Raw genomic sequence first — 15,426 nt, 5'->3', positions numbered from 1 at the left:
TAAAAACGACAATCTGAATTTGCGCCCTGAAAGGGCATAATTGTATACGGTTCCGCCCTTTCAGGGCTTGTGGCTGGTGTGTTTTTTTCGTAGGGCGTTGCCCTACGCTATATAATTAAGCCCTTTCAGGGCATCCCAATAAATATATAATTGTAAGGCTTTCAGCCTAACCGATAAATTCTCATTTATCGAACAAATAAAAGATACTTGAAAAATGAAATTCAAAAAGATTCTTCTTTCATTGCTAATTTGTTTGTCTTGTTTTGTACAGGCAAAGAATATAACCATCAGTCGTCTTACCTGTGAGATGCAGGAGGGACTGGTAGTGGTCGAAGGTTCACCCCGTTTGGGCTGGGTGATGGAATCGCCGGAAAATGGGACACGACAATCTGCCTATGAGATTGATATTCGGGAAGCTTTTACAGGGCGTTCTGTTTGGAATAGTGGGAAGGTTTATTCTTCGCAGAGCCAGTTAGTTTCTACAAAGGGGGCAGATATACGTCCTGATAACTCATTTAATTATAGTTGGCGCGTTCGTGTTTGGGATGAAACAGATACACCTTCCGAGTGGAGCAGTGAAGCGAAATTCCGGGCAGTACCCGAAAGATTATCTTCGGGGCAGTGGATTGGAGCTATTACCCGACAAAATGCTCATTTACCGGAAGGGCGTAAGTTCCACGGTGGAGAGTTGAAGAAACCGGAAGTGAAAGCTGCTTGGGAAGCAGTGGACACTTTGGCAAAGAAAAGTATTTGTTTGAGAAGAACATTCCAGGTAGGAGATGCGAAAGAAGGGGGTGCAAACCGTAAACCGGGTAAGAAAATAGTGGAGGCAACGGCATACGTTTGTGGTCTGGGATTCTATGAGTTTTCTTTGAATGGCAAAAAGGTAGGTAACAGTGAGTTTGCTCCATTGTGGAGTGATTATGATAAAACTGTTTACTATAACACATACAATGTGACGGAACAATTGCGGCGTGGTGAAAATGTCGTAGGAATCTTATTGGGGAATGGATTCTATAATGTGCAGGGGGGGCGTTATCGCAAATTACAGATCAGCTTTGGTCCTCCCACACTTTTATTTGAGCTGGTTATTAACTACGAAGATGGAACATGTACGACGGTTCATTCCGATAATAATTGGAAATATGATTTTAGTCCGGTAACCTTCAATTGCATATATGGAGGAGAAGATTATGATGCGCGTCGTGAACAGAAAGGATGGAATCAGATTGGCTTTGATGACAGTCACTGGCGTCCGGTAGTCATACAGGAAGCTCCTAAAGGAATACTTCGTCCACAGATGGCGGCTCCGGTGAAAATCATGGAACGGTATGATATTCAAAAGGTAACCAAACTAAATGCGGACCAAGTTGCATCAGCTTCTGTATCAACTAAGAGAACAGTCGATCCTTCTGCTTTTGTGTTGGATATGGGACAGAATCTGGCTGGCTTTCCGGAAATAACAGTACGTGGCAAACGTGGTCAGAAAGTGACTTTGATTGTAGCCGAAGCATTGACAGAGGAAGGTGCTTGCAATCAGCGTCAGACAGGGCGTCAACACTATTACGAATACACTCTGAAAGGGGAAGGCGATGAAACCTGGCACCCTCGTTTCTCTTATTATGGTTTTAGATATATTCAGGTAGAGGGTGCTGTCTTAAAAGGACAGAAGAATCCGCAGAAATTGCCTGTATTAAAGAATATTCAATCCTGTTTCGTATATAATTCAGCCAAGAAAGTTTCCACTTTCGAATCATCCAACCGGATATTTAATGCTGCCCATCGATTGATCGAGAAAGCGGTTCGCAGCAATATGCAGTCTGTGTTTACGGATTGTCCGCATCGTGAGAAACTTGGGTGGCTGGAACAGGTACATCTGAATGGTCCGGGTTTGTTGTATAACTATGATTTGACAGCATACGCTCCGCAGATTATGCAGAATATGGCAGATGCACAACATTCCAACGGGGCCATGCCGACAACTGCTCCGGAATACGTGATTTTTGAAGGTCCGGGTATGGATGCTTTTGCCGAATCTCCGGAGTGGGGTGGTTCTTTGGTTATTTTCCCTTTTATGTACTATGAGACTTATGGAGACGATTCATTGATTAAGAAATATTATCCGAATATGCGTCGTTACGTGGATTATCTCAAGACTCGTGCAGATAAAGGTATTCTTTCTTTCGGATTGGGAGACTGGTATGATTACGGAGATTTTCGTGCGGGATTCTCACGGAATACGCCCGTTCCTTTGGTGGCTACTGCGCATTATTACATGACAGTCATGTATTTGGTACAAGCTGCGAAAATGGTAGGTAATGACTTTGACATTCATTATTACACTTCGTTGGCACAGGATATAATGGTTGCATTTAATAAATGTTTTCTTCATAAAGATACGGCACAATATGGTACAGGAAGCCAATGTAGTAATGCGCTTCCGCTGTTCCTCCAAATGACGCAGGATGCAGATGAACAAGGTAACTACCGACCGGATGCAGATTTGAATGAGAAAGTATTCGCGAATCTGATAAAAGATGTGGAAGCACATGGCAACCGTTTGACTACCGGTGATGTGGGAAACCGTTATCTGATTCAGACATTGGCGCGTAATGGGGAACATGAACTTATTTATAAAATGTTCAATCATGAAGAAGCTCCCGGATATGGTTTCCAGTTAAAATTCGGCGCTACAACTTTGACCGAGCAATGGGACCCCCGTCAAGGTTCTTCCTGGAATCACTTTATGATGGGACAGATTGATGAATGGTTCTTTAATTCACTGGTCGGTATTCGTCCTTCTACCACTCCAAAACAAGGTTATCAGAAGTTCATCATCGCTCCCCAACCTGTGGGAGATTTGAAATATGTCAAAGCGTCGTATGAAACTTTATACGGTACCATTAATGTGGACTGGACTTGTGAGAATGGGACTTTCACTTTAAACGTGTCTGTTCCGGTGAATACTACCGCTGTTGTTTATCTCCCGGGCGGAAAAGAACCGAAAGAAATACAGAGCGGAACATATCAATTGGTTTGTGCAAAATAAAAGAACCTTTTTGTATATATTTGTAGAATTAAAAAACAATGTATTCGTATAAAAAATCATGCAGCATCTTTATTTTAATCATGTAGCATGTTTGAAAAAAACATCTCAATGATTGTCTTCAAACATTGGGAAGAAAAAAAGATTCTATTAGCATGATTTTTTAGAAGGAAACGATGAAATATACTTTAATAATATCGATTATGAATTTACGAACAACTCTTTTTGTCTTTCTTTGCTTCTGTGCAACCACAGTTCTTCGTGCCGAGCGTGTAGATATGCTGAAGGCCGGTGCAAAAGCAAATGGCAAGACTCTTAATACAAAGCTAATCAATTCAACGATTGACCGTCTGAACCGTGGCGGCGGAGGTACTCTTTTCTTTCCTGCCGGAACTTACCTGACGGGGAGTATCCATCTGAAAAGTAATATTACACTGGAGTTGGAAGCCGGAGCTACCTTGCTCTTTTCCGATAACTTTGATGACTATCTTCCTTTTGTCGAGGTTCGTCATGAAGGAGTGATGATGAAAAGTTTCCAGCCTTTGATTTATGCGGTAGATGCCGAGAATATTACGATCAAAGGAGAAGGAACTTTGGACGGACAAGGAAAGAAATGGTGGATGGAGTTCTTTCGTGTCATGATTGATTTGAAAGACAATGGCATGCGTGATGTGAATAAATATCAGTCCATGTGGGATGCAGCAAATGATACGACAGCAATTTATGCTGAAACGAACAAGGATTATGTAAATACATTGCAACGTCGCTTTTTCCGTCCTCCGTTCATTCAGCCCGTTCGTTGTAAGAAAGTAAAGATTGAAGGAGTGAAAATCATAAATTCTCCCTTCTGGACTGTCAATCCGGAGTTTTGCGACAATGTAACTATAAAGGGGATCACCATAGATAATGCGCCCTCACCAAATACGGACGGAGTGAATCCGGAATCCTGCCGCAACGTACATATCAGCGACTGCCATATATCAGTAGGAGACGATTGCATCACAATCAAGTCGGGAAGAGATGCGCAGGCCCGTCGTTTGGGAGTACCTTGCGAGAATATCACTATCACCAACTGCACCATGCTTTCCGGTCACGGAGGCGTTGTTATCGGCAGCGAGATGAGTGGGAGTGTGCGTAAAGTTACTATTTCTAATTGCGTGTTTGACGGAACAGATCGTGGAATCCGTATTAAGTCGACCCGTGGAAGGGGAGGAGTCGTTGAAGATATTCGTGTCAGCAACGTCGTAATGAGCAACATTAAACAGGAAGCTGTCGTATTGAATTTGAAATACAGTAAAATGCCTGCCGAACCTAAGAGTGAACGCACTCCGATATTCCGTAACGTACATATCAGCGGAATGACTGTGACAAACGTAAAGACTCCGATCAAAATAGTGGGCTTGGAAGAAGCGCCGATATCTGACATCGTTTTGCGTGATATTCATATTCAGGGAGGGAAACAGAAATGTATCTTCGAAAATTGTGAACGTATCACGATGGATGACGTAATCGTCAATGGTGAAGTAATTAAAAGCACACAACAGATACTACAGATTAACACAGATTTTTAATTCGACTAAATTATAAGAATAATAAATCTGTGAAAATCTGTGTAATCTGTAGTGAAAAAACAACTTACATAAATTAAAAATAAATGAAACGAATCCTTTTTACTATGCTTCTTGCCGCATCTCTTTCGGCCGAAGCCCAGACGCAAACATACGAGACAGAATTTGCCCGTCCCTTGAATGAAGTACTGACGGATATACAGAACCGTTTCGGAGTCCGTTTGAAATATGACATTGATACGGTGGGAAAAGTGCTGCCTTATGCCGATTTCCGTATTCGTCCTTATTCCGTGGAAGAATCCTTGACGAATGTATTGGCACCTTTCGATTATAAATTTGTTAAGCAGAAAGGAAATATGTATAAGCTGAAAGCATACGAGTATCCACGTCGTACAGATGCAGACGGAGAGAAGATGCTGGCTTATCTGAATACACTCTATACAGACCGACAGTCTTTTCAACTTCGTGCCGATTCTCTGAAAAAAGAGGTACGTCAGCGTTTAGGTATCGATCCTTTGTTGGCTCAATGTGTCAAATCCAAACCTATTCTTTCAAAGATACGTAAGTTTGATGGCTATACCGTGCAGAATTTCGCGCTTGAAACACTTCCCGGGTTATACGTTTGCGGTTCTATCTATACGCCCCAATCGAAAGGAAAACATGCGTTGATAATCTGCCCTAACGGACATTTTGGTGGCGGACGTTATCGGGAAGACCAACAACAACGTATGGGAACTTTAGCACGTATGGGAGCTGTTTGTGTAGACTATGATTTGTTCGGATGGGGAGAGTCGGCTTTGCAAGTGGGCAGTGCGGCACACCGTAGTAGTGCGGCGCACACTATTCAGGCAATGAACGGCTTACTGATTCTTGACTACATGCTTGCTTCCCGTAAGGACATTGATACCAGCCGTATCGGTACGAATGGCGGTTCGGGTGGAGGTACCCATACTGTATTGTTGAGCGTATTAGATGATCGTTTCACCGCTTCAGCTCCGGTGGTGAGCCTGGCTTCTCACTTCGACGGTGGTTGTCCCTGCGAAAGCGGAATGCCTATTCAACTATCTGCAGGAGGAACCTGTAATGCGGAATTAGCCGCTACTTTTGCTCCTCGTCCACAACTGATCGTATCGGATGGCGGCGACTGGACGGCCAGTGTTCCTACTCTTGAATTTCCTTATCTGCAACGAATTTACGGATTCTACCAGGCAAAAGATAAAGTAACGAATGTACATCTTCCCAAAGAGAAACATGACTTTGGCCCGAATAAGCGGAATGCTGTTTATGACTTCTTCGCAGAAGTATTCAAATTGGATAAAAAGATGTTGGATGAAAGCAAGGTCACCATTGAACCGGAATCCGCTATGTATAGTTTTGGTGAAAAAGGAGCTTTGCTTCCTGAAGGCGCCATCCGTTCTTTTGACAAGGTAGCTGCTTATTTTGACAAGAAGGCTTTTGCTAATTTAAAATCAGATGCTTCTCTCGAAAAGAAAGCCATCGACTGGGTAGCTTCTTTAGAGTTGAACGATGATAAAAAGCAGGTTTTGCAGTAACTGCCATTTATAATCATCTTCGTAAAGTGCGTGACTGGCACAATGAGCACCCTTATACAACAATCCCCGAGGGTATCAATCCTCTGACAGGCAAACCGCTTTCCAAGCTCGACCGTGAAATGATTGCAGATTCTGCTATGCCGAAAGAAGTGCATGAAAGGCTAATGAAAGATTTACACAGAGTATTGACGGAAGAACAGATTGAACAAATCCTGGATAAATACACGGTAGGTAAAGTTGCTTTTACCTTGAAAGGTTATCAGGCCATCGTGCCCAATATGACGGAGGAGGAAACGACTTTTGTTCTGGAACAGTTGAAACTGGCTCGCGAACAGGCTATTGACTACAAGAATATGAAGCAGATTTCTGCTATCTTCGAAATTTATAAAACCAAATGCGAACAGTATTTCAATGAGCATGGTCGCAACTGGCGGCAGATGTTCAAAGATTACGTGAATAAGCGAAACGCAGAAAAGAAGGCTCAAGGAAAGAAATAAATGAGGGTAAACCCTTAACCTCCTACATAACCGGAAAATCTCCGGGATAATAGAAGAATATAATAGAGCTATGCTTTGCAACTGACAAAGTATAGCTTTATCATATCTAAAGCTATGCTTTAGTTCCCCTAAAACACTGCTATAATTTATTTCTTCACGATTACTAAACATCTTTTTCGCAGAAAATGTGTTATTTTGTAGATGGCTAACAGAAATGTATATGATATGGATAAGCAAAAAGTAGCATTAGTCCTTTCCATGGGTGGAGCACGTGGAATAGCACATATAGGAGTAATTGAAGAATTACTTCGTCACAACTTTGAGATTACTTCCATTGCAGGAAGTTCCATGGGAGCAATGGTGGGAGCAATGTATGCTTCAGGAAAAATGGAAGAATGTAAAGAATGGCTGTATAGTTGGGACAAACGCAAGATGTGGGAATTGGCGGATCTTACCTTAAGCCGGGATGGATTAGTGAAAGGTGACCGTTTTATTAAAGAACTGAAACAAATTATTCCGGACATGAATATTGAAGACCTGCCTGTCCCTTATGTAGCGATGGCTACGGATATTGTCCGCGATCAGGAAGTCAGGTTTGACAGAGGGAGCTTACATGAAGCTATCCGTGCGTCTATTTCTATCCCTATGCTTTTCCGCCCATTAAGAAAAGACGGTATGGTATTGATTGATGGAGGTATTCTGAATCCTCTTCCATTGAGTCATGTGCAACGCACTGAAGGAGACATTCTGATAGCTGTCGATGTGAATGCACCCATTGATACCGGAAAGAAAAAGAAAGTATCTCCTTATAATCTGTTGACAGAATCTTCCAGGATGATGATGCAGCAAATCACCCGTTATCAGATAGAACGTTGTCAGCCGGATATCTTAATTCAAATTTCCGGCGATACGTATGATATGTTGGAGTTCCATCACGCAGCTTCGATTGTGAAGACAGGAGCGGAAGTTACTCGAAACGTGTTGAAAGAATCTCTTGGCAATGATTAATCATGTGGTTGATGATCTCCATTCCTTTTCTTCGGGGTATACGGATACTTTCACCGACCGCCAACATATCTTCAATATCCGGATTTCCTTTGTTATTTGCTGAAGTAGCATGTTCACCGTGATACCCCTCTTTGCAGAGAGTTAAATCATAAGCAGGTGCTAATGACCATTTTCCTTCACGACAAATAAAACTGAAATTTTTGACATGGTCGTCTTTGTTATCTGTAAGTACATTAAACACCATGCGTTGGAACATTTCATCAACTTGTTGTGAATCTTGTGTCAAATATCCTGTTAAGTGTAACAATACCTTGTAATCTAGTTTTGGATTTGATATTGATTCATTGAGTAACGCACCAGCAGTAGCAATGTGTAGTCGTTTTCCATTCTCTATATCAAAACGTTTGCTGGCAAAATATTTGCCATCTAATAACTTGTAATCAGGAACATTTATTCCACATTTACGAGCTACTTCATTATATTTATATTCCATTCTCCCTATATCTTTCGGATCATATGTATGGCGGAATTTCACTAACCATGCACCTTCACGATCATGCCACAAGCATTTAGGACGGCAGCCACCGGAATTACCACTATTGAAATATAAAATATCTTCGCCTTCTTCAGATTTTTCTGAAAGTACTTCCAGAGCCATTTGTTGTAAGTTGTCCAAGTCAGGTAGAGATTTTTCTTCTCCAATATAAGATTCCGGCACGTAACTAAGTGCTCCCATTCCCGAAATTCCCACTATACTTAATCGCTGAATAGGTGTAAGCAAAGCATCATTTATACCTTGTTTTTTGAGTAAACGATTCAACAAATAACGACCATATCCATCAGGGAGACTATCCTCAAATATTCCAAAATTTCCCCAGAAAGGTTCTGGTTTGGCGATGAATAAACTAGATTCTAATGGTAAGTCTAATGGAGAGATAGAAAAGCCTGATATCAGCCATTTCTTATCGTATTGGAAAGCGCAACATCGGTTATCGTGTGTCATGGTAAGTTCTCCTATCTTTTGATCACGATAAAGTACCGATAACTTATTTACTAATTTCATTTCTTCCTCGCTTCCTGTTTTTATTTTTATTGATAACGTCCAATTCTTCCATTGTACTGTAAAGTGGTTCTGCAAGAAGTGCCTTTACGTCTTTGGAATATCCTAATGCTTTTGTTAATGCCACATAAGAGCTCAATGAAATAGAAAACTTCTGTTCAAACTTAGCTATAGTGGGAGAAGGAACGCCACTTAACTTGGATAAAGCATCTCTTGAAAGTCCTTTCTCCAATCGCCTCTTTTGTAAATTGCAGGCAAGTAACTGCAGAATATCTTCGGGCGTATCTATATCAAAGTTGTATAATAAAGACATATCATTGTATCTGATAAGTAACAAATATGATTATAATAGATATTATTATATCTGTTACAAAGATAGTGTTTCACTTTGACTTATTCAATAAAAATAGCAGAAAAAGTAGCCCACATAGCTTTTTAGTTCTGTTCTTACAACACGGATATCAGATAACTCGTAAGGATAGAGAAACTATAAGAGACAAGTGTGAATATGTAGTATATAAAAAATTAGCCACTCTCTCAAGGCTATCTTTTACTTTATATGAACAAGGACGTCCTGATTTGATAGCGGAATTATTTAATTCTGTTGATTCTTTTATAAAGTCAATTTATACTATTGAGTCTTTGTTATCTAATACTTCGGTATATTTTGAATATAAAACCAATGTATGGCTTTGTATTGCTAATAACGCAATTACTAATTATAGAGATTATTGGATATTTTGTGAGGCTGCATTGAAAAAATGCGGAAAATGGGAGGAAATATATAAAATTAGTTCATTCAAGGCAATATACAATGCAATAGATAAAGATGCACTATTAGAGTGGGAAAATCAAAAACAATATGAGATTCTGAGGTTACTATATCCACAGTTGGAAGTGCCTGATATTCGTATAAAAGGAAAAACAGTTAGTCTTTTAGAACAGGCTGATTCTATTTTTAAGAAATCGGAACTATCAGACACTTTTAGTTCTTTAGGTTATGCTATAAGAAAACAGCGTCCGGCATGGGGATGCAACGATATAGAAGGTAGAACAGCTGAAGAAAAGGTTTTGTCATTATGGAATACTCTTCCACATGATACTTTTTTGATGGCACTACTTTGTCTCAATTCTGGAGATTCACATATTATCCTTGAGCAATTAAAAGAATATGCAAGGACTGATGTTCTGGATATTTTATACAGCTCGGAGATACATCCCAAATTGCAAATAGGATTAGAAGCCGGAACAGTGGGTAATTTGGATTTTCTTTTTTCATTATGGGAATTAGGATATAGATATCATACCCACCAAGAATGGCAGGTGCACGGAAATATAACAAGTACTAAACAAATGAAACTTTATTGTTTAGACAAGTTCTATGATATGAGTTTAGATATTGATTTGAAAGAGATAATGAATAGTATTGCTCTTAGAGCAATTTGTATGGTAGAAGCCATTAAAACCAATGATTTGTTCTGCACTAGTAATCCTAATTGGAAATCATATATAAATGGAGTACGTGGTGCAACTTTACAACATCCATTAAATCAATATTGGGGATATATTGATATGGCTTTCGATGCTTATCATTTTACAGATGGGCAGAGTATGAGAAGTTATCTTTCTCAAAAAGAACCCGGGATAAAATTAGAAAAGGGCTCTGAAAAAATAGAAATAAATTCAGCTATTTACAAAGCCTTATCTGTTTTGTATCCAGAAGTATATAACATGAATTCGTAATGATGTTTATGTTGCGTCCGAAGATATATAAATCATCTTTTTCGTCATTCCCCCGTCAATAGTGATGTTTTCTCCATTGATGAAATCATTGTTTTCCTCGCAGAGAAACAGACACATGCGGGCAATATCTTCCGGTTTACCTACCCGGCGTGAAGGATGCTGTGAATGGTCTTCCGGTTGGAGTTGAGCATAATCATGAGTCTGTATCCATCCCGGAGCAATGGAATTTACTGTGATATTCCATTCGGATAAAGACAAAGCCAATGCATGAGTCAAAGAATAGATACCACCTTTCGATGCTGCATAACCTTCACTTCCCGGTTCACTCATCAGATAACGTGTAGAGCAGATATTTACAATTCGGCCGTATGGGTTGGGAGAGGGCTGCTTTTTACGATGGATGGCAAGCAGCCGGGAAGTGATGAATACAGGACGCAGGTTAATAGAAAGAATTTTGTCGAAATCTTCTACACTTGTCTCTGTGATAGAAGAAAATTTGCTGATACCGACGTTGTTGACAATAATATCAATATCGTTCCATTCGGCAAGAATGGTTTGCATACAACTTTCAAGTGCGTTTTTATCACTTACGTCGACCTTATGGAATGTAGCCCCGGTTGCCTTCGCAGTCTCCTGTCCCGATGTTTCGTTTATATCACAAAAGGCAACTTGATTTCCAGCTAGGCAAAAAGCTTCTACTATTGCTTTGCCTATTCCTTCCGCTCCGCCTGTTATAAATACTCTTCTTTTTGAATCCTCCGGTTTTGAAACCGTTGAAGTGTGAGACTTCGATTCAGCCGGACGTACTGCTGTTAGTTTCTTCTTACCATATTTTTGTGCTTGTTTCCAAGCAGCTTTTCGGGCTTCGTATTGTTCCTGTTGTCTTTCTATGTAATTATCTGCCATCGTTATTTTTTATTTATTGGCAAATGTAAAGTATAAAATGGATAAATACAAGAATCGACCGCTCTTTTGCGGGCAAAGGAGCGGTCGATTTCATTCAGATGATCGTTCAATATTTAAAACTTCGTCGGATCTATCTCTGCATATTTAATTCGTTGACGGCGCCATGTATAAATGGCATGCAGCTTCCCGTCTTTCCCCTGAATAATGCTAGGGTAAGAGTATTGGCTGATCGGACTATCTTCTAATGTAAGAACAGGCTGCCAATTGATACCATCTTCTGAAACGGCCACACAGAGCGGAGTACGCGGACCTTTCGGAGTTCCGGGCAATGTAGAGAAATTATTGTAGATAAGGATATGTCTACCGTCTTTCATTGTCACGGCATCCGTACCGGAATTATTATTCGGGACATCCAGCAACGTAACTTTACTCCATGTGTCACCATTATCACTGCTCCACGCAGTTGCTACCTGTGCGTTACGTGTACGGCAGAGTATCTGTAATCTTCCATCCTTATGCTTCAAAATACTGGGTTGTATTGCATAAACAGGTTTGGCTCCTTCTCCTTCGATCGCTTCTCCGCCTTCCTGGTCATCCACATTCACACCTCCCTTTTTACGATTTTGGGTGGGGACAGATAACTCGGCATCCAGTGGTCCGACCATCTTCCAGGTCTTGCCTTTATCATCGGAAATCTCGAAATGGACACGCCATCCGTTACTTCCTTCCGTACTGGAAGGGCAGATGATACGCCCATTGATATATTCCGGTTTATTCTTAATAGGTCCAAGAAAACCTTTCGGAAGCGCTTCGCGTTTGCTCCAGGTTTTTCCTCCGTCGCGTGAACGGACAAGCCATCCTGTCCAGTCGCTCACTTTCAAACCTATTTTATAAAACAGAATCAGGTCACCTCCGGGAATCTGGAAAAGAACCGGGTTCCAGCAAGCTTTTCTGCGGGCAATAAGTGTTCCTTTTGCATCTTTCACCGGGGTACAGGTTGAATCGATTCCGGCCAATACTGCTTGTGGGTCTTTGAGTGAAAACACACCGTCGGCAGCAAGTTTGGGGGCGGTCCATTCTTTAGAGCCTTTAGGTTTACGACATACCCAGATGCAACAATCCGGATTGCGCTCTTTGGTTCCTCCGAAGAAAGAGGCTACGAGATCACCATTTTTCAGCTCTACTATCGTAGCTCCATGACATTCGGGGAAAGAAGCGTTTTCATACAGAAATTCATCAGTCAGAATAGCCGTATTCCGGGTGGGAATGTCTACACTGAAATGATATTTTCCCGAACCGATTTTTTCTTTCCGTCCATCCGGAAGATGTACTTCCCCCGTCGTATTGGCGGGAAGTTCGATATCCCATTCCAAATGTGTGGGAGTCTTTGTCCATCGGCTGGTTATTTTTCCGTAGATACTCATGTACGATGCATCCACGTTACTCAACTCCTGAATTTCAAAAGCCGGCTGGAAGACGATATGCTTGTAACCGGACTTCCAGCGGTCCGCACGGATACCTGCTAGGTTATTGAAGCACCAAGGCAATAAATCACCTAAAAGCATCACGTGATTACCGCTATTCATTTCAGGATTTGCCGTATCACCGTTCCATAACTCCCAAATAGTGGTAGCACCTTTTTCAACCATATATCCCCAGGAAGGATATGTTTTATTGGTAGCCAGTAGATAAGCTACATTGGCATGACCGCGACGGCTCAATTCACGCAATAGCCATTGTACACCGATTACTCCGGTACTTATATGTCCCTTGTTGGTTGTAATAATGGAAGTTACGGCATTTTTAGCTACTTCATTGATGTAGTTCTTTGGCACTAGACCAAAAGCAAGTGGCAAGATATTGGCAGTAACTGTGTTGTTACCATAGAAAATACTGTCCGGATATAAGGTATGTCCCGGTACGGGAGAAGTACTTTCTTTTATGTGTAGAAAACGGGCATTGAATGCGTCTTTCATGCGATGTTCCAAATCTTCCCATTCTTCTGCGTCAGCTTTCAGCCCTTGCAAGCTTGCAAAGCGGTGCATCAGTTGTAATACCTTCAGATAATAAGCCGTTGCGATCAAAGCTCCGTCAGTCTTGCGGGAAGGGTCCTTACTATGAATTAACTCCAGTGATTCGGGTGGAACGCACCAGTCACCATATTTATCTTTGGTAATGATAAAATCTTCTGTCATATAGTATTCCCGGATATGAGATACCCACTTCTTGATAGCCGGATAATTCTCTTCGATCGGACGTTTATCTCCAAAGTTTGTGAAAAGCATGTCGCAGGCCATTGGTAAAGCGGCAGGCCAGGTCACATTGTCCGAGTAGTAGTTCCAGTATGCTGGGGCTACATCAGGAATACAGCCGTCTTCCCGTTGTGCTTCACGGATGTCACGCGTCCATTTGGTATACATGGCGTAATTATCGAAAAGCATGCTTTCTCCCCAACAGCCCATGGTACGGTCACCCAACCATGGTTGGCGTTCATTCCGTTGCGGACAGTCAACCGGCATCCCTTTATAGTTGCTCCGGATTCCCCAAAATGCATTGCGGATAATCTTATTCAGAGTTTCGTCAGAACAGTTGAAAGTACCGATATGCTCCATTTCATCTTCTACTACTTCGGCAACGAAATCTTCTGCCTTCGCATTCGGATAATCGCTGACTTCTACATAACGGAACCCATGATAAATAAAGCGAGGTGCCCAGGTAGCATCTTTTGTTTCGCGTCCACTGACAACATATACATCTGTAGAACGGGCATCCCTGAAGTTTTTTGTATAAAGTTCGCCATTGTCTTGCAGACTTTCTGCAAAACGGAGACGGATGCTATCGCCAGCCTGTCCTTTTATCCGGAAACGTACCCAGCCCGCCATATTCTGACCGATATCCAGGATATATTTGTTACCGAGCTTTTTAATAGAAACAGGCTTTAAGGTTTCTGTGACTTTCATGCCCGGCATCATTTGTGCGCGCAATGTTCCTGAAGGAATACTGACACGTTGGGCCGGCATCCAGTTTTTGTCATCATATCCGGTTTGAGTCCAGGCTCCTAGCTCTTTACGGGCATCATATTCTTCGCCATCATATTCATTATTGCTACGGATAGGACCTTCAGTAGTCAATTTCCATGAAGTGTTTGTAGTAATCGTTTCTTTGCTGCCGTCTGCATATTCCACAATCAGGTTCAACCGGAGTTTAGGATAACCGAAAGTCGGTATCTTATACGGTTTATAGTTCTGACGCATCGTATAGAAGCGACCATTTCCAAGAGTTACTCCAATAGCATTTTCTGTTTGAAGCAGTGAAGTAACATCGTATGTGTTGTACAGAATTGTTTTCCGGTAGTCGGTAGGAGCAGGTGCCAGTACTTGATTGCCGATGCGTTGTCCGTTGATAAACAACTCGTACAATCCCATTCCGGCGATATGTACTGTGGCACGTTTCACACTTTTCTTTACTGCAAACTCTTTACGGAGATAACGGGCTGCCAAACGGCTCCATTGTGTTTCGCTGTCTCCGGGAGCGGCCCTGTCCAAGCCGATCCATTGCCCTTGCCAGTCCGCTTCATTAAATAGTCCGGTGGTCCAGAAAGCCGGAGCACTCCAATTTGTTGCACCTTTGTTGGTGTCTATTTTCACTTTCCAATAGTAGGAGGCATTACATTTTAATGTTTTTCCCTGATAAGTGATCCATTGGGAAGCGTCAGATTCAATCTTTCCTGAATCCCAAATATCTCCTTTTCCTTGTTCCAATAGCTCCGGGGAAGATGCGACAAGAATGTGATACGCAGTTTGTATCACATTCTGTTCATCCGATTCGATGCGCCAACTCAATCGGGGTTGGCGCACATCGATACCTGCCGGATTTTTCAACTGCTCCGTTCGCAGGTCAGTGATACCTATGGCTGCGTATAGTGAACCTGCAAAGAGCAGAAGAAAGAAAAATGATACTATTCTTTTATTCATAAGTATGTTCTCATAATTCGTTTATATAATAAATTTAGGCACGGATTGCATGGATTAACGCTGTCGTTTTA

10 protein-coding genes are annotated in these 15,426 nt (G+C 41.6%); 6 read left to right on the top strand and 4 right to left on the bottom strand.

Translation table 11 applies throughout. The annotated features are described in order from the left end of the window. Positions 1-214 precede the first annotated feature (214 nt). From HMPREF0106_RS15590 to HMPREF0106_RS15605, 5 genes are all read left to right on the top strand, one after another. A complete protein-coding gene (locus tag HMPREF0106_RS15590; RefSeq protein ID WP_009039634.1) occupies positions 215-3,049 on the top strand; it encodes a glycoside hydrolase family 78 protein in 2,835 nt (944 codons plus the stop codon). 200 nt (positions 3,050-3,249) lie between these two features. Then, complete coding sequence (locus HMPREF0106_RS15595) at positions 3,250-4,617, top strand: glycoside hydrolase family 28 protein (protein ID WP_032851224.1); 1,368 nt, start codon at positions 3,250-3,252, stop codon at positions 4,615-4,617. Between the two features lie 104 nt (positions 4,618-4,721). Then, entirely contained in the window at positions 4,722-6,167 is a 1,446-nt protein-coding gene (locus HMPREF0106_RS15600) for an alpha/beta hydrolase family protein (protein WP_370766366.1), read from the top strand. 26 nt (positions 6,168-6,193) lie between these two features. Then, entirely contained in the window at positions 6,194-6,664 is a 471-nt protein-coding gene (locus HMPREF0106_RS28245; protein WP_306445251.1) for a DUF3826 domain-containing protein, read from the top strand. A gap of 201 nt (positions 6,665-6,865) precedes the next feature. Next, complete coding sequence (locus HMPREF0106_RS15605; protein ID WP_008022223.1) at positions 6,866-7,672, top strand: patatin-like phospholipase family protein; 807 nt, start codon at positions 6,866-6,868, stop codon at positions 7,670-7,672. Here the strand turns inward: HMPREF0106_RS15605 and HMPREF0106_RS15610 are convergent. Both HMPREF0106_RS15610 and HMPREF0106_RS15615 read right to left on the bottom strand, forming a co-directional pair. Continuing rightward, complete coding sequence (locus HMPREF0106_RS15610; protein WP_009039631.1) at positions 7,632-8,735, bottom strand: type II toxin-antitoxin system HipA family toxin; 1,104 nt, start codon at positions 8,733-8,735, stop codon at positions 7,632-7,634. The genes HMPREF0106_RS15605 and HMPREF0106_RS15610 overlap by 41 nt on opposite strands. Beyond that, the gene (locus HMPREF0106_RS15615; RefSeq protein WP_008022225.1) at positions 8,719-9,045 is read right to left on the bottom strand and encodes a helix-turn-helix domain-containing protein; all 327 of its coding nucleotides are present in this window, start codon (positions 9,043-9,045) and stop codon (positions 8,719-8,721) included. The genes HMPREF0106_RS15610 and HMPREF0106_RS15615 overlap by 17 nt, the downstream gene beginning before the upstream one ends. Before the next feature lie 26 nt (positions 9,046-9,071). Here HMPREF0106_RS15615 and HMPREF0106_RS15620 point away from each other — a divergent pair, with 26 nt between their 5' ends. Then, positions 9,072-10,475 (top strand): DUF6035 family protein, encoded by a 1,404-nt coding sequence (locus HMPREF0106_RS15620; RefSeq protein WP_009039630.1) that lies wholly within the window; start codon positions 9,072-9,074, stop codon positions 10,473-10,475. 6 nt (positions 10,476-10,481) lie between these two features. On the opposite strand, the gene HMPREF0106_RS15625 is transcribed toward HMPREF0106_RS15620, so the two are convergent. Beyond that, positions 10,482-11,381: an SDR family NAD(P)-dependent oxidoreductase gene (locus HMPREF0106_RS15625; RefSeq protein WP_009039629.1), complete on the bottom strand. Its 900-nt coding sequence runs from the start codon at positions 11,379-11,381 to the stop codon at positions 10,482-10,484. A 113-nt stretch (positions 11,382-11,494) separates the two neighbouring features. Further along, positions 11,495-15,355, bottom strand: a complete 3,861-nt coding sequence (locus HMPREF0106_RS15630; protein WP_009039628.1) for a family 78 glycoside hydrolase catalytic domain — start codon at positions 15,353-15,355, stop codon at positions 11,495-11,497. Between the last annotated feature and the right edge of the window lie 71 nt (positions 15,356-15,426).

The sequence above is a fragment of the Bacteroides sp. D22 genome, from assembly GCF_000163675.1.
GTDB lineage: Bacteria > Bacteroidota > Bacteroidia > Bacteroidales > Bacteroidaceae > Bacteroides > Bacteroides xylanisolvens.
The sequence above is the reverse complement of the archived record's forward strand: the minus strand, read 5'-3'. Positions and strand labels throughout refer to the sequence as shown.